At 40.0% G+C, this 22,466-nt stretch carries 24 protein-coding genes; 7 read left to right on the plus strand and 17 right to left on the minus strand.

The genetic code is table 11. The features are described 5' to 3' along the window. The first annotated feature begins 15 nt into the window (after positions 1-15). From B9A58_RS07100 to B9A58_RS07110, 3 genes are read left to right on the plus strand one after another with little or no spacing between them, the layout of a single operon-like run. A complete protein-coding gene (locus B9A58_RS07100; RefSeq protein WP_084371747.1) occupies positions 16-504 on the plus strand; it encodes a VOC family protein in 489 nt (162 codons plus the stop codon). 40 nt (positions 505-544) lie between these two features. Then, complete coding sequence (locus B9A58_RS07105) at positions 545-985, plus strand: VOC family protein (protein WP_084371749.1); 441 nt, start codon at positions 545-547, stop codon at positions 983-985. Position 986: 1 nt separating this feature from the next. Continuing rightward, positions 987-1,244, plus strand: a complete 258-nt coding sequence (locus B9A58_RS07110) for a hypothetical protein (RefSeq protein ID WP_084371750.1) — start codon at positions 987-989, stop codon at positions 1,242-1,244. Positions 1,245-1,259: 15 nt separating this feature from the next. Here B9A58_RS07110 and cdd read toward each other — a convergent pair whose 3' ends face one another. Beyond that, positions 1,260-1,748: a cytidine deaminase gene (cdd, locus tag B9A58_RS07115; protein ID WP_084371752.1), complete on the minus strand. Its 489-nt coding sequence runs from the start codon at positions 1,746-1,748 to the stop codon at positions 1,260-1,262. A 169-nt stretch (positions 1,749-1,917) separates the two neighbouring features. Between cdd and B9A58_RS07120 the strand changes: the two genes are divergently transcribed. Beyond that, positions 1,918-3,252: a saccharopine dehydrogenase family protein gene (locus B9A58_RS07120; RefSeq protein ID WP_084371754.1), complete on the plus strand. Its 1,335-nt coding sequence runs from the start codon at positions 1,918-1,920 to the stop codon at positions 3,250-3,252. Between the two features lie 97 nt (positions 3,253-3,349). Continuing rightward, the gene (locus B9A58_RS07125; RefSeq protein WP_084371755.1) at positions 3,350-4,063 is read left to right on the plus strand and encodes a YebC/PmpR family DNA-binding transcriptional regulator; all 714 of its coding nucleotides are present in this window, start codon (positions 3,350-3,352) and stop codon (positions 4,061-4,063) included. A 1-nt stretch (position 4,064) separates the two neighbouring features. Here B9A58_RS07125 and B9A58_RS07130 read toward each other — a convergent pair whose 3' ends face one another. The 11 genes from B9A58_RS07130 to B9A58_RS07180 all read right to left on the minus strand — a co-directional run bounded on the left by B9A58_RS07130 (position 4,065) and on the right by B9A58_RS07180 (position 13,387). Further along, entirely contained in the window at positions 4,065-5,501 is a 1,437-nt protein-coding gene (locus tag B9A58_RS07130; RefSeq protein WP_084371757.1) for a sensor histidine kinase, read from the minus strand. 109 nt (positions 5,502-5,610) lie between these two features. Further along, positions 5,611-6,069 carry a carboxymuconolactone decarboxylase family protein gene (locus B9A58_RS07135; protein ID WP_084371759.1) on the minus strand — a complete coding sequence of 153 codons (459 nt, stop codon included), beginning with the start codon at positions 6,067-6,069 and terminating at the stop codon, positions 5,611-5,613. A gap of 77 nt (positions 6,070-6,146) precedes the next feature. Next, a complete protein-coding gene (locus tag B9A58_RS07140; protein ID WP_084371761.1) occupies positions 6,147-6,728 on the minus strand; it encodes a Crp/Fnr family transcriptional regulator in 582 nt (193 codons plus the stop codon). Positions 6,729-6,730: 2 nt separating this feature from the next. After that, positions 6,731-7,360 carry an ATP-binding protein gene (locus B9A58_RS07145; protein WP_139793784.1) on the minus strand — a complete coding sequence of 210 codons (630 nt, stop codon included), beginning with the start codon at positions 7,358-7,360 and terminating at the stop codon, positions 6,731-6,733. Between the two features lie 51 nt (positions 7,361-7,411). Then, positions 7,412-7,732, minus strand: a complete 321-nt coding sequence (locus B9A58_RS07150) for a DciA family protein (protein WP_084371765.1) — start codon at positions 7,730-7,732, stop codon at positions 7,412-7,414. A 2-nt stretch (positions 7,733-7,734) separates the two neighbouring features. Beyond that, entirely contained in the window at positions 7,735-8,571 is an 837-nt protein-coding gene (locus B9A58_RS07155; protein WP_245827007.1) for a zinc-dependent peptidase, read from the minus strand. 12 nt (positions 8,572-8,583) lie between these two features. Next, positions 8,584-9,231: an alpha/beta hydrolase gene (locus B9A58_RS07160; RefSeq protein ID WP_084371766.1), complete on the minus strand. Its 648-nt coding sequence runs from the start codon at positions 9,229-9,231 to the stop codon at positions 8,584-8,586. Continuing rightward, the gene (locus B9A58_RS07165) at positions 9,228-9,896 is read right to left on the minus strand and encodes a hypothetical protein (RefSeq protein ID WP_084371768.1); all 669 of its coding nucleotides are present in this window, start codon (positions 9,894-9,896) and stop codon (positions 9,228-9,230) included. The genes B9A58_RS07160 and B9A58_RS07165 overlap by 4 nt, the downstream gene beginning before the upstream one ends. A gap of 106 nt (positions 9,897-10,002) precedes the next feature. Then, complete coding sequence (locus tag B9A58_RS07170; protein WP_084371770.1) at positions 10,003-11,550, minus strand: glycine--tRNA ligase; 1,548 nt, start codon at positions 11,548-11,550, stop codon at positions 10,003-10,005. A gap of 145 nt (positions 11,551-11,695) precedes the next feature. Beyond that, positions 11,696-12,157, minus strand: coding sequence for a DoxX family protein (locus B9A58_RS07175; RefSeq protein ID WP_084371772.1), 462 nt, complete (start codon positions 12,155-12,157; stop codon positions 11,696-11,698). Positions 12,158-12,586: 429 nt separating this feature from the next. Further along, positions 12,587-13,387, minus strand: coding sequence for a DUF1338 domain-containing protein (locus tag B9A58_RS07180; RefSeq protein WP_084371774.1), 801 nt, complete (start codon positions 13,385-13,387; stop codon positions 12,587-12,589). Positions 13,388-13,539: 152 nt separating this feature from the next. Between B9A58_RS07180 and B9A58_RS07185 the strand changes: the two genes are divergently transcribed. Next, a complete protein-coding gene (locus B9A58_RS07185) occupies positions 13,540-13,998 on the plus strand; it encodes an Lrp/AsnC family transcriptional regulator (protein WP_084371775.1) in 459 nt (152 codons plus the stop codon). Between the two features lie 29 nt (positions 13,999-14,027). Here B9A58_RS07185 and B9A58_RS07190 read toward each other — a convergent pair whose 3' ends face one another. After that, the gene (locus tag B9A58_RS07190) at positions 14,028-16,649 is read right to left on the minus strand and encodes a DUF5686 and carboxypeptidase regulatory-like domain-containing protein (protein ID WP_084371776.1); all 2,622 of its coding nucleotides are present in this window, start codon (positions 16,647-16,649) and stop codon (positions 14,028-14,030) included. A gap of 82 nt (positions 16,650-16,731) precedes the next feature. Continuing rightward, positions 16,732-17,952 carry a TCR/Tet family MFS transporter gene (locus B9A58_RS07195; protein WP_084371777.1) on the minus strand — a complete coding sequence of 407 codons (1,221 nt, stop codon included), beginning with the start codon at positions 17,950-17,952 and terminating at the stop codon, positions 16,732-16,734. 173 nt (positions 17,953-18,125) lie between these two features. On the opposite strand from B9A58_RS07195, the gene B9A58_RS07200 reads away from it, so the two are divergent. Next, complete coding sequence (locus tag B9A58_RS07200; protein ID WP_084371778.1) at positions 18,126-18,740, plus strand: DinB family protein; 615 nt, start codon at positions 18,126-18,128, stop codon at positions 18,738-18,740. Positions 18,741-18,778: 38 nt separating this feature from the next. On the opposite strand, the gene B9A58_RS07205 is transcribed toward B9A58_RS07200, so the two are convergent. From B9A58_RS07205 to B9A58_RS07215, 3 genes are all read right to left on the minus strand, one after another. Further along, positions 18,779-19,168: a response regulator gene (locus B9A58_RS07205; RefSeq protein ID WP_084371779.1), complete on the minus strand. Its 390-nt coding sequence runs from the start codon at positions 19,166-19,168 to the stop codon at positions 18,779-18,781. Further along, complete coding sequence (locus tag B9A58_RS07210) at positions 19,155-21,458, minus strand: PAS domain S-box protein (protein WP_084371780.1); 2,304 nt, start codon at positions 21,456-21,458, stop codon at positions 19,155-19,157. The genes B9A58_RS07205 and B9A58_RS07210 overlap by 14 nt, the downstream gene beginning before the upstream one ends. 503 nt (positions 21,459-21,961) lie before the next feature. After that, positions 21,962-22,393, minus strand: coding sequence for a DUF1987 domain-containing protein (locus tag B9A58_RS07215; RefSeq protein WP_084371781.1), 432 nt, complete (start codon positions 22,391-22,393; stop codon positions 21,962-21,964). Between the last annotated feature and the right edge of the window lie 73 nt (positions 22,394-22,466).

Consider the following 22,466-nt stretch of genomic DNA (forward strand, 5'->3'; position numbering starts at 1 on the left):
TCAAAATTTATACTGATGAGCGTACTAAAAAATCAAAAAATCACTCCATTCTTATGGTTTGACAAAAACTCAGAAGAAGCCATTCACCTGTACACCTCCATTTTTCCCAATTCGGAAATCAAACAATTAAAAAAATGGCCAGCAAATGGACCATATCCAGCTGAAACCATCCAAATGGCCACTTTTCTATTAGATGGTGTGCAGTTTCACGCCTTTGATGCGGGACCGCAGTTCAAATTTAATGAGGCCATTTCACTGTTCGTAACTTGTCGCGACCAGCAGGAAGTAGACCACTATTGGGAGCGACTGACGGCAGATGGTGGTAGAGAATCCATGTGTGGATGGCTTAAAGACAAATTTGGGATTTCCTGGCAGATCGTTCCCGAGTTTTTAATAGAAAAACTATCCAAAGGTGATCCTACAAAAGTGAATCACATGACGCAGGCACTTTATCAGATGAAAAAACTGATCGTTGCAGATCTGGAAAAGGCCTACAACAATTAATTTCAATAGAAACATTAAAAACAATTATAATTTCAAAATTATGTCAACAGTTAGCACGTATTTAAACTTCGAACGAAACACAGAAGAAGCGTTCAATTTTTACAAGTCCGTATTTGGCGGAGAATTTTTTGGTGATGGTATAATGCGCATGGGAGATGTACCATCGCAAGATGGCATGCCGCCATTGGCAGATGAGGATAAAAATCTTGTTATGCACGTGGAGTTGAAAATTCTTGGCGGCCATTCCCTAATGGGCACAGACGCACCTAAGAGCATGGGATTTGATCTGAACAAAGGAAACAACGTGCATATCAATCTTCAACCAGACACCCGTAAGGAAACCAAACAATTGTTTGATTCACTATCTAAAGACGGTCAGGTCACTATGGAACTAACGGATATGTTCTGGGGAGATTATTTTGGCAGTTGTATAGATCAGTTTGGTATAAATTGGATGTTTAACTGTAGTGAAAAGGCATAAAATGCAATCAAGAGCAAAAACTACTGTGATGCTGAGTCAAAATGTTTCAGTAGAAGTATTTGCTACAAACCTCACTAATATATCAGAAGCAGCTTGCCTTAAAGACACGCTGCTTCAACATTATCCTGAATGGAACATCCATTTCGACCTTGACGATTGCGACCACATACTCAGAATAGAAGGAGCTGATATCGATAGTGGAGAAGTCATCAGACTTTCGAAGCACAAGGGTTATCAGGTTTCAGCACTACCTGACTGAAGCTGTTTGCAAACCTCACGCTCCCTTCAAACTCTTTGAATCAAATCCAAAAGGCAACAAGTCTCCCACTGTGGTTTTTAGAATTTCATTATTGGGACGAACAAAAAGGAGCTGAATAGGCTCGTCTTGTTTACTTTCATATTCCATCATGGCCTGTCGGCAGTTGCCACAAGAAGAAGCCATCACAAAATCACGTGCATCTTTAGGTTTGGCAGCTATAGCTATCATTTTCACTTGCTCACTTGGGTAATTCGCCCCTGCACTAAAGATAGCTACGCGTTCTGCACAGAGACCAGATGGATAAGCCGCATTTTCCTGATTACTTCCTTTGACTACCTCACCATTGTTCAACAAAACGGCCGCTCCCACATGAAAATTTGAGTAAGGTGCGTATGCATTCTCAACGGCAGAAATTGCATGATCAACCAAACTCTTTTCAACGGTACTCAACTCCGAAATATCGAATAATTCTGCTTCTACCTGCTGGGTTATTTTTTTTGCCATGGTTGGAAATCTAGGTTTAAATGCACTAAAGCATGATGGACAATTTAATACTTATTTTTTTAACTAAATGTTTTGTTAGTCGCCTTGAAAATGGAATAATTTGCTTCTTTTTTGAGCCAATCGGGCATCAAAAAAACAGCATGAATACCCAAAACATAATACACTTATAATGAAAAAAGTACTTGTACTTGGCGCGGGAAGGTCTTCCTCGACATTGATAGAATTTTTGCTAGATCACGCAGAAGCCAATGACTGGAAAGTGGTCGTAGGAGATTTGGATGAGGCGCTCGCCAAGGAAAAAATAAATGGTAACACAAGAGGCGAAGCCATGGCTTTCGACATCTTCAATGAGGCCCACCAGCAAAAACTGACTGACGGATTTGATCTGGTCATCTCTATGATGCCAGCCTCTTTCCATATACACGTAGCCAAAATCTGTGCTGCCCATGGCATCAATATGCTCACGGCTTCTTATGTGACTGATGAGATCAAAGGACTCCATGATGAATTTGAGAAAAACAATGCTGGCTTGATCATGGAAATGGGGCTGGATCCTGGCATAGATCACATGTCTGCCATGAAAGTGCTGGATAGAATCAGGGATGCTGGGCATGTGCTCCGAGCTTTTGAAACTTTTACTGGCGGACTATTGGCGCCAAGTACTGATGACAATCCTTGGAAATACAAGTTCACCTGGAACCCAAGAAATGTGGTGCTAGCTGGTCAAGGCTATACCAAATTCATTCAGGAGGGGCGATTCAAATATATACCTTACCAAAAGCTATTCAGAAGAACTGAGGTCATTCATATTCCTGAATACGGGTACTTTGAAGGATATGCGAATAGAGATTCTTTGAAATATCTTGATGCATATAAACTTCAGGGCATCAAAACGCTTTACAGAGGAACTTTACGGCAGGTGGGCTACTGCAAAGCCTGGGATGTATTTGTGCAGTTGGGCGCAACAGACGATACCTATCAGCTGCACGACGTGGATAAAATGACTCATAGACAATTTATCAATTCATTTTTATCTTTCAACCCAGACGATTCTATTGAATTGAAGCTTGCTCATTATCTAAACCTCGATTTGGAGTCTGATGAAATGTACAAGCTCAAGTGGCTGGGTCTATTCGAGGATGAACTAGTGGGACTGGACAAAGGAACTCCAGCACAAATACTAGAACACATTCTGAAAAAGAAATGGACCATGAACCCTGACGAGAAGGACATGATCGTGATGTGGCATAAATTCGAATATTATAAGGGAGAAGAGTTGAAACAAATTCAATCCTATATGGCGATTGAGGGCGAAAATTCTGTTCATACGGCCATGTCAAAGACTGTAGGTTTGCCACTAGCTGTTTCTGCTCAACTCATTCTACAAGGAAAAATGAGTCCAAAGGGTGTCCACATTCCTACAGATAAGGACATTTACGAGCCTGTTTTGAGCGAATTAGAATCTCATGGTATAACATTTAAAGAGTGTGAGATTGCCAATTAATTCTAGATTTAAGATTCAAAATTCAATCACCAATACAGTGGCTCATATTGAATCTTAAATCCTGATTCCTATATTTGTAACCATAAAAAAATTAGAAATGGGAAGAGCATTTGAATTTAGAAAAGCACGTAAAATGAAACGCTGGGGGGCGATGTCAAGGACATTTACTCGCATTGGAAAGGATATAGTAATAGCAGTGAAAGCTGGTGGCCCTGATCCAAATACCAACTCGCGTTTGCGTGCCGTGATGCAAAATGCCAAGGCAGCCAATATGCCAAAGGACAACATCGAGCGAGCGATCAAACGCGCATCTGACAAGGCCCAAGGCGATTTTAAAGAAACGCTTTTTGAAGGCTATGCTCCTCATGGTATTGCTGTCCTTGTTGAGACAGCTACGGACAACAACAACAGAACTGTGGCCAATGTCAGAAGCTATTTCACAAAGTGTGATGGCAATTTAGGCACTTCAGGCTCTGTAGAATTCATGTTTGAGCACCAATGCAACTTTCGACTGAACAAAGAAACATTTGACCTAGATGCAGAAGAACTTGAACTTGAGCTCATAGATTTTGGCGCAGAAGAAGTATTTGATGACGAAGACGGCATGATGGTCTATGGCGGATTCGCAGACTTTGGATCACTTCAGAAGTACTTTGAGGAAAATAATATCGAAATATTATCCTCCGGTTTTGAAAGAATTCCAACAACGACAAAAGAATTATCTGAAGCTGAGCAGGAGGATGTAAACAAATTACTAGAAAAATTAGAAGAGGATGACGACGTGCAAAACGTCTTCCATACCATGGCTTAAATCATGGCCCAGTGGGGAGGGTGAATTCAAAAATGGAACCTTTACCCTCTTCACTTTTTATATTCAATTGGCCTTTATTTAGCTTTACAAACTCCTTGGTGAGCACCAGCCCTAGTCCTGTACCCTTTTCATGCTTGGTTCCCAAAGTAGATTTTATTGAGTTCTTTTGGAGTAATGATTCGATTTGCTCCTTTGACATTCCAATACCAGTATCTTTAATCTGAACGGTTATTAATTCGTCATTAGGAATGGCATCAAAACAAATAGCACCACCTTCACTGGTGTATTTAATGGCATTGTTAAAAAGATTAGCAATCACACTACTAAACGTAGATTTATCAGCGACCACAAATAGGTCTTCCTTGATGTCAACTTTTACTTTCAACCTTTTCAAATTTGCATTGATCAGATAGGCTTCCATAGCGGAATGAACCAGACCCTTAAGCTGATGTCTCTCAGGTTTGAGCTCTATGATTCCTTGCTGGGAAAGCGCCCAGTTGAGTAAATTATCCAATAATCGATAAACACCAGCCGAAGAATTAGCCAACAGGTTCAATGCATTTTGATGAATTTCGATATCTCCTTTTTGCTTTTTTAAGAGCTTAGTCAACTGGTAGATATTTGAAATAGGGCCGCGAAGATCATGAGCAATGACCGAAAAGAGCTTATCTCTGGATGACAGTGCATTTTTCAAATCCACTTCTGAGGTCTTTATGGCAGTAATGTCTCTGGTAAAGCAAGCGACCCCAACAATTTCACCCTCTACGAGTACTGGGTTATATGAAATAGAGATGTGTACTGGTGGCTCTTCAAAATCATGCGTTTCTACTATTTCAAACTTCTCCCCTGCCAATGAACGATCATATCTATCTTTCCAAATTGTGCGATGAGGTTCTGGTAAGTAATCAATGATAACCTCTCCCAAATGAAGATCACAGCGAAACACCCGATCAAATTCACGTTTAAAAACCGAATTCATAGTCACCAAAGCATATTTGTCACTGACTGACCATATACTGTCCGTGGTATTTTCTATCTGAGCATGTAGATTGGCTTCACTCTGTTCGAGCCTGAGTTCTGCTCTCTTGCCAACAGAAATATCCTTGGATGAGCAAGCTACGCTGATTACGTTTCCATTCTCACGGATGGGATTAAAACTGACCTCTACATACTCAGGGACGCCTTCTATTTCGAAATGATCAACAATCGTAAACTGTTTGCCAGCAAGTGCCCGTTGATATCTTTCTTTCCAAACTGAAAATAGTGGTTCTGGCACATCATCAAGAACATACGACCCTATGGTCAATCTCCGACCAAAGGCCTTGAGATAATCCTCGCTCATGTTCGAGTTCACACAAGTGCAGATCAATTCTGTATCGTAAGACCAGAGCCGATCATTGGTGTGCTCTAGCTGTGCGATTAAGTCTTTTTGCTTCATTGACTTTCTATTCTATATAGAATATAGTCATTTTTGCAAATAATCAACTAGTATGCGCCATAAGAGCACAAAAATTGGTCAACTAACGATAGATTAGTCAACCAATTGATCAGGCGAACTGGCCTATTTTGTATGCTCCCGCTTTCGTTTTGAAGGCCTTCATGAATCGATTCCATCCATTTATTCTGACAATGGCCAATGTCCAAGCTGCTATTTGATCTGGATCAAAATACTTTCTCATTGAGGCATAAATATCCTCTCCTATATCATTATTGGAAAGTAAGGTGACTGCCTCCGCAAACTGAAGTACTACACACTCCACTTCAGAGAATAATTCAGTTTCTTTCCAGGCAGATACCATACTGAGCCTAACAGTTGACTCGCCTGATTCCACGGCTTCCTTGAAATGCATATCTAAACAAAAAGCACAGCTATTGATTTGAGACACCCTATATTCTACAAGCATTTGCAATTGCTTATCCAGTCCTGAATGGTCTAGATATTCTCCCATCTGATACAAGCCATTGTACAGACCTTCTGGAATGTTTTGAAAGCTAATTCGTTCCATTTTTAATTGATTTAAAGTGATTAATTATTTGATCACTCAAATCTCCGAGAGTATATGGGAAATTTTCTTAATGTAGATTAAGAACCATTTTCAATTTTTCTTTTTCTGATTTTGCTTAGAAATTCGGGTGTGAATCCGAGATAAGACGCGAGCATATATTGGGGTACACGTTGAACAAAATCAGGATTGCTTCTATTGAAATGGTCATATATTTCTTCCCCAGACATATTGAACATATACTGGATACGTCTCTGATCTGCTATATGTCTTTTTTCCAGAATCACACGAAAGTAGGTATTGAGTCCGGCTGAAGTAGCAACTACATGATCAAAATCTGATCTACTCAAGCGCAGCACCTCACACTGCTCCAATGCCTGAATATTCAGATGAGAAATATCTTCATTTACAAAACTGTCGTAGTCGGTCATCCACCAATCCTCAATTCCAAAATTGACAATCTGCTCTCCCCCTTTATTATTCATAAAGTAGGAACGCATACATCCAGAAAGGATGAAATACTTGAAATGACACCTATGCCCCGCAGTCAATAGATGATCCTTTTTGTCATACACTTTTTTGGATGTGACACTTTCTATCAGTTTCAAGTCCGAATCAGAAACCTGACTGAATTTTTTGATGTGTTCAAAAAGTTTTTGCATTACTATCCGATAATTTGGGCCATTTCCAGGCACGTAGTACAACTACCACAGGATTTGGAAACCTCATGCTCATAGTTAGGCCTTCTGCACCACCATGTCGATTGACTGACTTCTTCTGGAAGAAAATTCCATATTTCTTTTTTGGTGTAATCCACAACAGGAAAAATGTATTCAGCAGGCCTATGGTTTTCAAGACTCAGCGAAGATTTAAAAATGGCTTGTGCTCTCTGCATTCTCAACTTAAAATTCTCCCCCCCACTTTCCACATCAGTTTTTGTTCTGCCCATGGCCACGTATTGTACATCTGGTCGTGCTGCACAAATCTGAGAAGCCGTAAATGCACAAACATCCATATCCATAGGAAACCTCATAGATTGAAGTGGTGCAAATCCTCTGGTATCAAATATACTTTGAGTGAAAAGGAATTGAGATTTGCCTTGTCGCTTATAATAGTTAAGGATTTTTTTTACTGCATCCAATTCTGCCAATGCTCGATTCTCCCTATTCCATATATGAATATGATGCACAATGAGTGAAAAGGATTGATATTTCTCATTGGTCTGAAGTTCATGCAGTACGCCAGCAGAATCTACTCCTCCCGAAAACATGCATAAAATAGTAGGTTTGGACACAAGGAATTTGTTTCGTTTTTATCCCAACCAATTTAACAATTTTAGCTTTGATTATACAAACAGCACATCTTTTACCACAGGCTTACCAAATTCCTTTTCCAGGAGTTCTAGCACTTTGTATCGAGACTGATTGAGTTCATGCTTGAGTGGTGCCGAATTGAGGGTAACGATCAAAATATTGTTTCTTACTTCCAGCTTAGATGTGCGATTGGCTATGGCCTTTCCCATGATCTTGTTCCAGGTAGCCAATAAGGTGGTCTGGTCAAATTTTTTGCTCAGATTATAAGATTTAAGCATAGCATCAATCACATCCTTGACTGTGGCTGTGTTTTGATTCCTAATACTGGCAGCATGCGGCTTCCTTTTGGCCATACTCAAACGGGGTTTATCGGATCCTGCTTCAAAAGTAGCACTAAGATGGCATAGAGATTGGGCATTAAGCTTTTAAATTTTTTCGGCCGTTCGAAAAAGTTCTCCACGGCCACTGAAAAGAATTCATCAGGGTTAGTGGCGGCATAGTCTCTAAACATCGTGCTATTACCATTTGCAATATTCGCCATTTCTTGGTCTGCCAAAAACTGCCAGTGCTGAAGCACTTCTTCGTCCAAAAAATTAAACTCAGCGTTCGTTATTAGATTTTCTAATCTCAAGGCATGGGCCATTTCATGCAGGCCTAAATTTCTTCCATCTTTGGAATTAAAATAACCTGCTACAAAAGCCTTCCAGGAAAGTACGATAGCCCTTAACCTGGGGTTGACTTCTCCCTTATGATAGGTTTGGTTAATCGTAGAGTAGTAATTATCTGGATAAACCAAAATTCGTTTGAAGTGGCTGAGAAATACTTTTGGATAACCAAAGGTGAGTTGCACAGCACAGGCAGATATCAAGACTTTCATTTCCTCAGTCACTTTTGGTATTTGTCTGGGAATAAACTCTTTGACATGAATGAAATACTGAACTTTTTGTTCAAATCTTTTACGCCTATTGGGCGTCAATTGCTTGTAAAAAGGAAAATGTTTTCTGAGAATTTCTTTTCGTTCTGACGAAAGCGGCCTTGGAAATCCAGGCACTTGAAAGCCCATATTGACTCGACCCGTCATACCTGCCAAAATAATCACCACTACACTCAATATCGCCAGAACGATGACATCCATGAAGTCGTTTGCAGGAGGAGTGGTCTGTAGAATAATGGCTAAATGGGTCTGAGTCATTCGGTAAATATATCAATTCGCTTCTGACAAAATCCCCTCTACAATGACTGATATTTCTGAGGCATTCTCCACTATAGCAAAATGCCCAGCTCCTTCCAAATCTATCCCTTTAATACCTTTAGGTGCTGGCAGCAACAAATCTTTTGTCGCATGAATTCTAATCAGGTTTTCAGGCAACCGTTCATTACGCCATGAGAGTACTTTGTCAATGCATAATTTGGTGAAAGCTCGATCTGTTTTTTTGGCAATGGCCGTGACCATTTTCTTGCCTTGTTCAGATTTAATTCCAAAATACCAAATGAGCCATTTTGGATTAGAGCCAAAAAGAAAACTTGGAATGATTCGATTCAACCTGGTCTTAGCTATCCATCTGATCCAAAGTGGCAATTCGCTCGTTCGAGCCAATGAGGTAACTAGGATAGTTTTTTGAGGTTGGATGTATTTGTTCATTTCTACGGCCAGCATACCTCCAAACGAAACCCCAAGCAATACGAATGGTTCGGAATCATCCACCTGATCACAAAGTCGCCGAGCATAAGCAGTCATACTTTCCCATTGAAAAGAAGGTATCCACTCTACATACACTTTCGGGTTATTTATTTTTAGTAGCTCGAATACACTGGTATCCGCCCCCAGCCCGCTCAAACAATAGACTTTCATCCTTTAGTAATACGGATTTGTTGATCTATGATCTGACCGTGGCACAGGCCTTTCCAAAATTTTTCATTCAGATATTCTGCTTTGATAAAATTGGCCAAAGCCTCAAAGTCTGCCAAATCGCCTGAGAGTAAAGCCAGTGTTACTTTTTCCTCAATCGTCTTTTTGAAGGCATTCAAATCTGGCGTGATCCACCCTGAACTATCACCAGCAATCTTAAACTTGCAGTAGTAATAAGCAGTCAACCCGCTCTCTTCTATTTCTGGAATGATCAACTCATAGGCTCTATTCAAATTTTGGATCAAATCATTCATGTCCTTATCGGCCAAATCATACAATACCAAGGACTTAAATGACAAATCGACCCCAGCGGCCTGCACCTGCCTCCAATGATCTAAAAGTGCCCGCGTATCTCCATCTGCCATGTGATGATGTACAATATCTTGTATAGCAACAGTCGGGTCTGTTTTTTTGAATTCCACACAAGAATCCAAAAATTCATCTTCTAGCTCGAAGAATTTAGTAAGCGCTCTTGCTTCTAATAGGGAAACTGACAAACCCCGACTCTTGGCCTTGCGCCAGGCAACACCTATCGACCATAAATGGGCCAACAAAAGAGCTAATCCAAACAAGCCTGCAGCTACTAAAACCAAGAACAAAATATCCATGGAGAAAAGATAAGGAAGAATGACGGGGTGGCAAAGGAAACATTTCTTTACCTCCTTCAAAAAAGGCTCGCAAATGCGAGCCCTTCAATTTCCTAATCAGGAATGCTTATAAGGTCTTTAGCAACTGCTTCAGATCTACTGCCTTTTCGATTTCAGCAACCACTTCATCCACAGACACTCTACGCTGCTCCATGGTGTCGCGCTCACGAATAGTCACCATACCATCTTCTAAGGTCTGATGATCTACTGTGATACAGTAGGGCGTACCAATCGCATCTTGCCTTCTATACCTTCTGCCAATGGCATCTTTCACATCCATTTGGACATTGACTGAATACTTCAGTTCATCCATGATTTCACGTGCCTTTTCTGGTAGGCCATCTTTGTTGATCAATGGCAATACAGCTGCCTTCACAGGAGCTAAAACAGGAGGAATCTTCAAGACAATTCTGCTACTGCCATCTTCTAATGTTTCTTCTGTGTACGCACTAGACAAAATAGCCAAGAACATACGATCCAGTCCAATAGAAGTCTCCACCACATACGGTACATAAGACTTCTCTTCTTCGGAATCAAAGAACTGTAATTTTTTACCACTGTACTCTTCGTGTGCTTTCAGATCGAAATCTGTTCTTGAATGAATGCCTTCCAGCTCTTTAAATCCCATGGGGAAATTGAACTCAATGTCGCAGGCTGCGTTGGCATAATGGGCCAGATTCAAATGATCGTGGAATCGGTAATTTTCTTCGCCCAACCCTAGTGACTTGTGCCACTTAATTCTCTTTTCTTTCCAGTTTTCGTACCATTCCATTTCGGTACCTGGCTTGATGAAAAACTGCATTTCCATCTGCTCGAATTCTCGCATGCGGAAAATGAACTGACGCGCTATAATTTCATTCCTAAAAGCCTTACCAGTCTGAGCGATACCAAAAGGCAACTTCATTCGACCAGTTTTCTGCACGTTGAGATAGTTCACGAAAATCCCTTGTGCCGTCTCTGGTCTCAAATAAATTTTACTGGCTCCTTCCGTGACCGCTCCAAGTTCAGTAGAGAACATCAGATTGAATTGTTTGACTTCAGTCCAATTTTTTGATCCGCTCACTGGATCGGCAATCCCTAACTCCTCAATCAATAATTTTAAATCCTCAAAGTTTTCTTCTTCAATATCTTTTTTGAACCGGGCATTGATGTTGTCAATTTTCTTCTGATTGTCCAATACACGTCCATTGGTAGATAGGAACTCTTCTTTGTTGAATGCATCACCAAATCGTTTTTCAGCTTTGGCTACTTCTTTGTCTATTTTGGCTTCGATCTTCGCCACAAAATCCTCAATCAGAACATCTGCTCTATATCTTTTCTTAGAGTCCTTGTTGTCGATCATAGGATCATTGAAAGCATCAACATGACCAGAGGCTTTCCAGGTGGTTGGGTGCATGAAAATCGACGCATCTATACCCACAATATTTTCATTCATTTGCACCATGGCCTTCCACCAGTAGTCTCGAATGTTTTTCTTCAATTCTGCTCCATATTGGCCATAGTCATAAGTGGCACTAAGGCCATCGTATATTTCACTAGAAGGGAATACATAGCCATACTCTTTGGAGTGCGCTATGATCTTTTTCAATAGATTCTGATCGTCATTTTTTGCCATAGCCGCAAAGATATACGAATCAGTGATTTGGGAAAGTTATGGAAGGTGCAAAGTTTGTAGTTTCTCATTGGTCACAAGACCAACGAAGGCGAAAGAAGTTTGTAACCCCCCCAAAGTTCTAAACTTTGGGAGGGTTCAGGTATTTTTAAACCCCGGCCAATTCAGCCTTGCGCCTGGCATCTCTACGACGGAGTTCGTCTACTGAAAATCGACCGCCACCAAATAGAAAATAGACGATCAGTCCAACCAGCACCAATGCCGACATTTCCAGTTCCATCAGACTATCCATGGTGAGGAAGTGAGTTGCATTGAAAACAACTGCACCAAACAGTACAGGAATATTCAAAGCACACATGGCACGGGTATAGGCACCCAACGCAATCATCAGCCCTCCTGCAGCATGCATCAAATAGATATAGTGAGCAGCAATCACTGCCATATACACCATACCCATGGATTGGACATTATCGGCAAGGACTTGAAAATTGGCCGTAAATATGAGGCCTTTGATGAAAAGAAAAATTCCGAGTACGACTCTAAGTAGGTCTAACCAGACTGGCGCGAATCGTGCATCCATCCATTGGTCAATTTTAGTGATGAGATTCATAATAATACGATTTTTGGGAGTATATAAGTTACTCAAAATCAATGAGAAAGGCAAGAAAATACATTGATAGGAACTTTTCCAAAGTTCTAAGCTTTGGAAAAGTTAAATGTCTTGACATTCAGCAACTCGCATGAGATTACCCGAATTCTCCTCCGTTGAATCGGGTAATAACGTGTACAAAACAAAAAAGCCAGCTCTCGCCGAAGCGCCTGAGCTGACTTATCATTTTGGGTTAAATTTTTAACCTGATTTATGCATTAGAAAATCTATTCCGAGCCTAACTCACTTTAAATCAGTCGTTTTACTATGTTTTTTAATTTAACCATAGCGCTGCTATGCTCAAATCAATAAAACTTCCTGCTTTTTTGTGATTTAGGCTCTCATTACGAAGTTCTAATACTTAATTCAGGTTGATTTAGGAGTCTCGGCTTATGAAGCCGCATTTGTACTTTCAAATATTTTGTCGGCAGACTTAGCAATGAAGCCATTAAATAAAATGCCATTGGCGTCTTCATATCTTCTGGCAAACTCATAATAACAAGATGGCACTTCAAATGACCCTTCAGCAAATTCAATTGCTTTCTTGTCTGCCAAGATACTTGACTGCTCTAACAAAGCCTCTGGAGAACCTTTGATCTCGCCTCCAGATACGTTCATTGGGAAACCGTTGTTTTTTAAGAAATTGTTCATTTCTTCTAGTGATTCAATGGCTGTCAACTGATTCACATTGATGGTGAAATGATTGGCACAGAAGCCGTACACATACATCCAAGCTGCATATTCTGACTCTTCTCTCAGTTTCAAATAAGTCTCATGAGAAATCGTACCCCAGGGTCTGCCTGCATAAATTGTGGAGTTAGATTCAATCAATCCCATTGGGATTTCATTGATTTTTTTCAGTACAATGTACTGCAACTCTTGAGAAAATTCTTCCAACAACAACTCACTGATAAATATCTTAGGCGCTTTGGCATCTGGATGTTCGTAGTGTTTAGCTCTCAATTTCTTTGCTTCAAAGACGTAATCGTCTTTTTCTACATAGCCACAAGCCAAAAAAGGCTTGGCCAGTTGTTCTACATTAATGCTTGGGTGGTTGAATGTACGGAATGCGATGTGATCATTGCTGATCTTCTCGCCCTTCGCTTCTAGTAACTCGTGAATTTTACCTGCTGAAGGTGTTGTTTTAACATATTCCTTCCAAAAAATGTCGATGATTTCTTCGTACTGCATAGCTTAAATATTTGAATGCAAAATGAAGTCATATTTAATTAATTCAATTAATTAATGAGTCAATTATTTAATTAATAGTAATTTTTATGTCATTTTTACCCATACAACTTTAAAATAATTCAATTTGACACTATTCACTATGCATTATCTCTATGATTGGTCAATTTGACGAAACAGACAAAAAAATCTTGAGACGCTTGGGCGAAAATGCCAGAGTACCATTTTCAACTTTAGCTAATGAACTGGGTATTTCCAACACTATGGTCCATCAGCGTGTGAACAAACTGCGCCAGTCTGGAGTGATCAAAAATGCTACTTATGTCTTCGAACCCAAAGTACTGGGCTACACTACTGAGGCCATGACGCGCATACAAGTGACGAATGCCAAGTATGTGAATAGCCTCATTGCTGCACTCAAGGAAATCCCTGAGATTGTAGAGTGCTCCAACATTACTGGCAAATATGCTCTGATTATTAAGATTTTTGCGAAGGACAATAGCCATCTGAGAGATGTGCTTTACAGCCGAATACATCCACTGGCTGGTGTGGAAGGCACAGATACGACGATTTCATTTGAGACGGCCTTTCAGAAGAATATTGCGATTGAGTAGACTTCGAAAACCTAAGCCTGACAATTGAATCACTCAAAATTGAACATCTCATCCAAGAAAGCCGCCACACCAATGCGTATGCCCCAATCCTCGTATTCGCCATCTTGAAAAGCTGCCACGCCTTCGAGTCTGAAGAGTCTAAAGATGTTGTCTATGCTATAGCCCAGTTCCGTATAATTCTGAGCGGAGTCCGTACCCAGATAATTGGCAAATATGCTTTCTTTCACTCCTCTTTTTCTAGCAAACTTGAATCTGGAAAAGAAGAACTTTCTAAACTGATAGTGGGTGAGTAAGTTGACATAAGCACCATTCGTACTGAAGTTGTAATAGGGCAGCAGACGGAAGCTCTTCACTACATCTATGTCTTGGATGGGCGTTCTGTTACCCATGAAGTGCTTGTAATCCAGGAATGTAATACTATCTTTAGCTAAAAATCCTCCTCCACCTACTCTAAAGCTCAAACGGCCTCTGATGCCTATATCCAGCGCATGGGTAACATCTACAGCTAACTTGTGATAAGAAATCTGGGCGTCTCCCACAGGAATCGCACTATTATAAGCTACTGTCAGTTCAGGAGAAGAGTGATTGATAGACTGTCTTTCATTGTTTTTGATGTAGTACTTCTGCCACGGTTTCATGGTCAGATTCACTCCAGTCAAAAATGCTTGATGTTCAAGAAATGCCGTAGGGCCGAGTTCCACGTTGGCTGGTGCATTGGAGGTGTAGTCTTTATCCCCTTGATTGAACCATGTATGACTTGTCTGGTTTTCCAATGGCAAACGATTGGCATATTCAGCTGATAAACCAATTCTATACTTATCGGATATTTTGTGTGAATACTTTAGTCTGACAAATTCCTTTTGATAGATCTTCATGTAGTTGCTTTCCAACATCAAAGTAGTCAGTGAGTTGATGATCGGATAAATCGGCACATTGGGATTGATTTGATAAACATATCTTCCGCCTTCAACAGCCAGGTTTTGCTCATCAAACTTGTACGTGGCCTTGAGCTTACTCTGCAATTGATTGATAGAAAAACCATATCGTATATGTGGGGCTATTTCCAACCAGGTTTTATTTTCAAATGTCTTTGTGTAGGCCAATTCATAAAAGAAGTTGTAGCCTTCAACTGTATTAAAATTCAGGCTTACCAATGATGATTTGATTTCCAAATGCGTCTTATCTCCAATTTTATAGGTGTTTCCCAATAACAAATCGTAGATTTTAAACCCTTCCTTGCCTTGCTTGGTTTTGATGGTATCCCCTTCAGCTTCCTTTTTATTGACTACGGCCATACTATCCATTTTGTGGTACCCTTTCACTTCGTATTCTGATAGAGGAATAGGACGGACGGCCTGCCAAAAACTAGAATCCTTTTTGTAAGCCAAGGAGTCGACAGTCACATTGGTGACATAGGAAATATTAGGAACTGTATCTCGTTCTATTTCCATTTTTTCGTATTCACGCATCAATTTTTTCAAATCCTTTCTGGTCATTTCTTTTCCTGATTGCATCTTCTCCAGAACTTCACTATTCACATTCTTGTTTTGCGTTTCCAGTTTTTTGGCCAATTCCTTCTCAACCTTTTCATCTACCACCACCAATTCAATATCCAAATCTTTATTAAGCTCAATTTTATAATTTTTGGCTGTTGCCAAATAATTGTATTCAAACTCAAATCCGAAAAAAGTTCCTTCTATGTCGAACTGATGACTGATCGGCAACCAAGCTTTGTCTTCAATAGGATTGTAAATCTGATGGATCAAGAACTGAATACCCAGATAGCTGGTGCTCAGATTTAAACTGTGAATGCTCCAATAATCTTCTACGATCGAGATCTCGCCTTCAAATACATCATCTCCCTTGGATCGCGGAATCACACGGATTTTACTATAGTCGTACGCTTGATCTCGATATGTTCCCAAGTACTCAAATTTGTAATAACCAAAAGCTTTTGGCGATAATGGAGAAATCGCATTGGCCAATTTAGGCTCATAAAAACTGCCCTTGAGGTACTCCATAGGGCTCGTATTGTTATCGTCCCCATTGCTTCGAATAGACAACACCTCTTCCTCATAGGTATTGGGTCTGGTGAATTTCACCCTAGAGATAGACTCAGTGACAAAAGCTGTGGTGGAATCCACTCCTTCCTTTGCCATTTGCTTACGCAAAAAGAAAGGAGAATCAATCAAGCGTCCAGATCCCTTGATATATACTTCAGCTTGATAACTGTCCAGCTGATTTTGATGAAACTTAGCTTTTGCAATGGCCTTACGCATAATGGTATAAGCAGGATCTTCTTTGCCAGCTATGATTTCTACATCGCGCAGTACAATGGTCTGAGGCTCAAGTTTCACATGTACTTCAGAGAACCCTCCTACTACTTCCACAAATTTGACCACTGATTTGTAGCCCATATATTGGAAAACCAAATCGTATTTACCTGCTGGTAAAGGGTACTCAAAATAGCCTTCTGCATTTGAAGTACTGCCCGTTTCAATATTTCGCACATAGATGGTGGCATAGGGCAAAGGTTCACCATCTGAAGATTTGATAGTGCCTTTGATGCCTTGTGAAAAAGAATTGAAGACAGATACAAGGAGAAGAGTACAGAAAAAAGAAAATTTTCTGAAAGCAAAGAATGAGAGCATGTTTGATTTTTGGTTTGAGTCTAAGTATTAGTCTCTTCTATGATGCGAAAGTTACACTGTAGGTTGCTTTGGTTTGTAAAAATTATCCAAACACACTGGAATACTTGCGAAGCGTGCGCAAGGCAAATCCAATACTCATGAATGTAAAAACCGCTCCCATCAAATAAGGTGCCCCAGGAAAATAGATGCCCAAGGAATCATTTGTAAAACGGGCAAACAAATCTGTCATCAAAGGTGGCCCCACAATAGCTGTCAAACTAATCATGCTGGTAATGGCACCCTGCAATTCTCCCTGCTGATCAGCTGGAATCTGACCAGTCATGATGCTCTGTAATGATGGGCCTGCAAATCCACTCAAAGCATAAGGAATCATAAATAGAAACATCATCCATCCTTCAGTGGCAAAAGCAAACAAAACAAACCCTATGAAATACAGAGTGAGCCCAAGATAAACCCCATTTCTATCCCCTATTCTGGGAATAACCACTCTAACCAAACCTCCCTGAACAATGGCAACCATTAGCCCAACAAAGCCAAGAGAATAACCAACCATTTTCACGTCCCAACCGAATTTTTCCATCGTATAATAAGCCCAAGTACTCTGGGTGGCATGGGAAGCCAAATACACAAAAAACATAGCGACCATTAAGCTGATGGTCACTGGAAATTTTTTTAACTGGATCAATGACCCTACTGGATTGGCTCGCTTCCAACTAAATTTTCTTCTTTTGTCTGGAGCTAGAGATTCTGGCAAAATAAAATAGCCGTAGAGCCAATTGAGCAAAGTCAACACGGCAGCGGCAATAAAGGGCACCCTAGAGCCATATACACCAAGTAGGCCTCCAATCACTGGGCCAATGATAAACCCTAGTCCAAAGGCCGCCCCAATCATCCCAAAATTTTTGGCTCGATCTTCTGGCTTACTGATATCAGCTATATACGCTGAGGCCGTAGTCATGCTAGCGCCCGTGACTCCTGCCAAAATACGCCCTACAAACAGCCACCCTATAGTTGGTGCCCAGGCTAGCAGCAGATAATCAATCCCAAAACCAAACAGTGAAGCCAACAAAACTGGCCTACGACCAAACTGATCACCCAATCCGCCCATGATAGGAGAAAAGAAAAACTGCATGAAGGCATAGGAAAACATCAGCCATCCTCCATATAAAGCAGCTTCAGCCAGAGAGCCATTGATCAACTCTTTGATAAGGTCGGGAATGACTGGAATTATTATTCCTAATCCGATAACATCCACAAGAAGTGTAATGAATATAAAGGTAAGTGAAGCTTTCGATTGGTTCATTTTGGCTTGTTTAGATCGAAGATACGAGATAAATCCAGTATAGTTATAACTGCCAAAAGATCACATTCAAAATTGGAATGAGGACGCAGTTGTGATTAACTTAATAAATATTTTTTGGCTTTGTCCTAAATAAATGAAACCAATCGTCATAATACTAAACAATTCTAAAAACTATGAAAAATTTTAAAACCTTGTTACTTATTCAAGCATTGATCTTGTTTGGCTTACAAACATACGCTCAGCAGAAGCTCACTAAGGAAGAAAAAAACACAGCTATTAATCACCTGAAACAATCTCAAAGTGAACTATTGATAGCAGTAAAAGACCTATCCGAAGGCCAGCTCAACTATAAACCAAGTGAAGATGCCTGGTCTATAGCGGAAACCATGGAGCACATTGCTATTTCTGAAAAAAACATTTTTGGCATTGTGGAAATGACTTTGAAAACTGATCCTGATCCATCTAAAAGAAGTGAGGTGATGATGGCTGACGAACAGCTATTGGCCATGATTACGAGTCGCGACCAAAAAGTGAAAACTCGTCCTGAATTTGAACCCACCAACAGTTTTGGGTCATTCCAAGGCTCATTGGACGCCTTCAATATGCAGAGGAAATCGAATATTGCTTTTGTAAAAAAGACAAAAGAAGATTTGAGGAACAGGTACTTTGACTTTCCTTTTGGCAAAGTAGATGCGTATCAAGTGGTTCTATTTATGAGCGGACATACTCAGCGTCACATGAAACAAATAGTGGAGATCATCAAAAGTGAAGAATTCCCAAAGGCATAAGTTTTGAAGGCACTGTTTGTACCAGGCAGTGCCTTTTTCTATACAAGCCTTAGTACCTCATCCAGCTTTTCTTTGTTCAATGGCTTGGACAAAAAACCTTTGACCAACTCATGGGCATTGGCTTTTTCTATATCATTTGGATTGATAGATGAAGTCAGCATCACCACAGGAATATCCTTGCTCACACCCATTTCTGAAAATTTATCCAAAAAATCCCAACCATCCATGACTGGCATATTGATATCAAGTAAGATTAATTCAGGTAGATTACCATTAGCTTCATTTTTCAATAAGTGATCAACTGCTACCTGACCATTCTTGAATTCCACAGCCTCATCAAACGCAGGATGCTGTTGTAGAGCAAGTTTGATCACAAAAGACGAAATAGGATCGTCTTCCACTACATAAATTGACTTAACGCTCTTCATTAAAATAAACGGTAAAGGTGGTGCCTCTATTTACTTTACTATCCACTAAAATTTTTCCCTTCATTGTTTCTATCTGGTTTTTTGTAATATACAATCCAAACCCACGGGCGTCTTCATTCTGATGAAAAGTTTTATACATGCCAAATATCTTGTCTCCATGAGCATCCATATCTATGCCCATGCCATTGTCTGATATTTCAATCTGAACCTTACCTTGTATAGCCTTTGCTTGAATTTTTATTTCTGACTTTACTTCACTTCTTCTGTACTTGATGGCATTGCTCAGCAGATTCAATAAAATGCTATCTAAATAGGCTGGAATGATAGGAAGTACTAGGTCTTCTGGTATGTCCACAGCAATCTTGACCCCACTCTCCAGAATCTCATCATTCAATATTTGCAAGGTCTTTTCTACCTCTTCCATAAGATTGCGTTGCTCGATTGGCTTGTTCAAGTTTTGATTGACTGTGATGATCTCATTCAAATTCATGATGGTTTCCTCAAGCTGTCCCGTGCTGCTCTTTAGCATCTGAAACATTTTCTGCTTTTCTGCTTCATCCTTGGTCATTTCCATAAATGAAACCAGAGAAGTTAGATTAGCACTATGCGAACGGATATTGTGTGAAACAATATGGGCAAAATTCTGCAAGCGCTTGTTTTGGTCACTTGTCATATTCAAGAGATTTTCCAGCTCCATTTGTTTTTGGTTTTTTGCTGTTACGTCTCTGAGTATACCCTGATGAAATATTACTTTTCCTTCACCGTCATATTGATAAAAGCCGTGATCTTCGACCCAAATTTCATCACCATTTTTCTTTTTCAATCTGTATTGATTGGAATGTTTGAAGCGGTCTTCTTCCTTGAAGTACAAGTCTTTTTTGATATTTATAGAAAGCAGCTCTTCCTCGGAATCATATCCTAACATCGCCACTAGTGCCGGGCTGACTTCCACAAATCTACCTTCAGGTGTGCTCTTGTAAATCCCATCCAGCGAGTTTTCAAAAATCGTCCGATATCTCTTTTCGCTAGCGCGTAATACCTCTTCAGCCTTGATCCGTTCAGAAACATCTCTCACTATGGCTTGAGTGTACTCCTCATTCTTAAAGTGGTATCTGGACAAAGTAACATCAGCTGTGAAGTAAGAACCGTCCTTTTTTGTGTGCACCCATTGAAAATTGTCTTGATCCATGCGTCGATCTGAAGTCTTGCCATCTGGCTGAACCTGAGGAGATAATTCATGTGGAGCATAGCCTATCAAGCCCTCTCTATCACGGCCAAAAATCTCGGTAGTTCGATCGTTGCACTCAATAATCAAATCATCTTTTAAAATAAAAATGGCGTCATTGGCTTTCGAGAATAGGGTTTGATACTTTTCTCTTTCATAGCCCAGTTCGCTCCTCACGGCCTCGGCCGTGGTGATGTCACGAGATATGCCAGAAAGATTAGTACAGCGTCCTCTGTGATCAAATACTGGAGTTACCTTCGTCTCTACGATCACAATATTATTGCCAGTTCTAAATTTGATCTGATAGGTAATCGGTTTCTTCGTCTCAATAGCTTCTCGATAATATGACTTGATGGTAGCAGAACGTTCAGCATCCCAAATATCATCAATGGTCTTACCTACCACATCTCCTCTTTTTTTGTTGGTCAATTCTAGAAATGCACGATTGACAGAGACGCACCTGAAACTATCATTGGGTTCTACCTCCATCAAAAATATCAGGTCATTCGTGCTACTATAGATCAAATCAAAGCTCTTTTCTCTTGCCGCCAGATTTTCTAAATGACGGGCTTGCACTACTTTGATAGCCACCATGGAGGCGATGGTCGTCAAAATATTGAGATGAATGGGTTGGAAAAAATCCTTTTCAGGATGTTCAGAATCGATTATACCAATCAATTCATTTTCATGAATAATGGGAACTGTGATCTCTGAAAACCTCCACTGATCGTCAGTGATATAATCTTCGCTTTGACTCGTGTCATTAGTGATTCTGGATTGCTTTTCCTGCGCGACTTTACCAACAATTCCCGTCCCCATTTTAATAAATGTGGCATTGGTATTTCTGGGTTCTTTGTCTTTGTAGGCCTGAGAAGCCACCTGAATAAGATGCTCTTTGTCTTCATCAAGCAAATAAATCGCACAATCATAAAAATCCAATTTGGAGACCACATTGTCAATGACGCTCCATAGCGTCTCCTTGATCGTGCTCTGATTGAGCAGACCTACAGCAAATTGATTAATGATATCCAGGTACCTTTCTTCCTGAATTTGCGTGCTAGACATGCTGGTGGACTTAACTTATTTTTCATTAAAGGAAGCGCAGTTTATCCATACAATGAATAAATAAGACAACCTTCTCTCTTTACTAAATTTAATAAAAATAATGGAGGAATCTGTTGGAGTAGGAAAGTAAGACCTGATTTCGTCTTATAAGCGAGTTTAGTGGGCTAATTTGGACTTGCTAAACAAAAAAGGTTGCGCTCCCGCGCAACCTTAACCACCTTAATAAATTACTTTAGAACCTTCGTTAAATACCTTTTATTCCCATAGCTGGTAACCACGAACCCCATCATACAGTGACTTTACTTGCAGGTAATTGCTAACCACTGTATTTTTTTACCTTCTGCTGCTGGCTCCTTAGTAACTATATCATTACGCTCAGCATCGTGCATGCTAGCACGAACCCGAAGGTCAACAATGTACCTACTACTACTTGTCTTACTGCTCTTTCTGCTGATTTCAATTTCGGTTTCATAACTTTCTTGTTTTCTGTCCTAATTAATGTTTTATGCCGCATTGAGCTGCGGTTCTTTTTCTGTTTCTTCTCCAAGAGAATTGATCACTGGTACGGATACGAAATTGAATTCATATCCAAAGAATGAGCTAAAATCTTCTCCCGCTTCCAACATATCCTCATCGTCATTCTCGTGATACCAGTTTACAATTACTCGTTTTCCTAACTGATTGATATTATCCAATTTTCTTAGCAAGTTGAATATGCACTTTGATGAGCTAGTATTAAAATATTCAAACGCAAGGTTTACAGTTATATTACCTGCGTGGCTTTCTGCATATCTGTCCACGTTCAAAAGAAGCGAACCGTAAAAGTTCAATGGATTTTCAGGACTCGACTTCCCTCTTAAATCCAAAAGTTCCTTTTTAGGATTGAAATAAACTGATGGTGTTACTCTTGATGATCTGATGAAATATCCTTGCATAACTTTAAATTTTTTTAATCCAATTCAACTATTTCGTTGTGAATAATAAAATTCTATGGTTCAAAGATGAGAA

Source organism: Reichenbachiella faecimaris (genome assembly GCF_900176375.1).
In the GTDB taxonomy this organism is placed as follows: domain Bacteria; phylum Bacteroidota; class Bacteroidia; order Cytophagales; family Cyclobacteriaceae; genus Reichenbachiella; species Reichenbachiella faecimaris.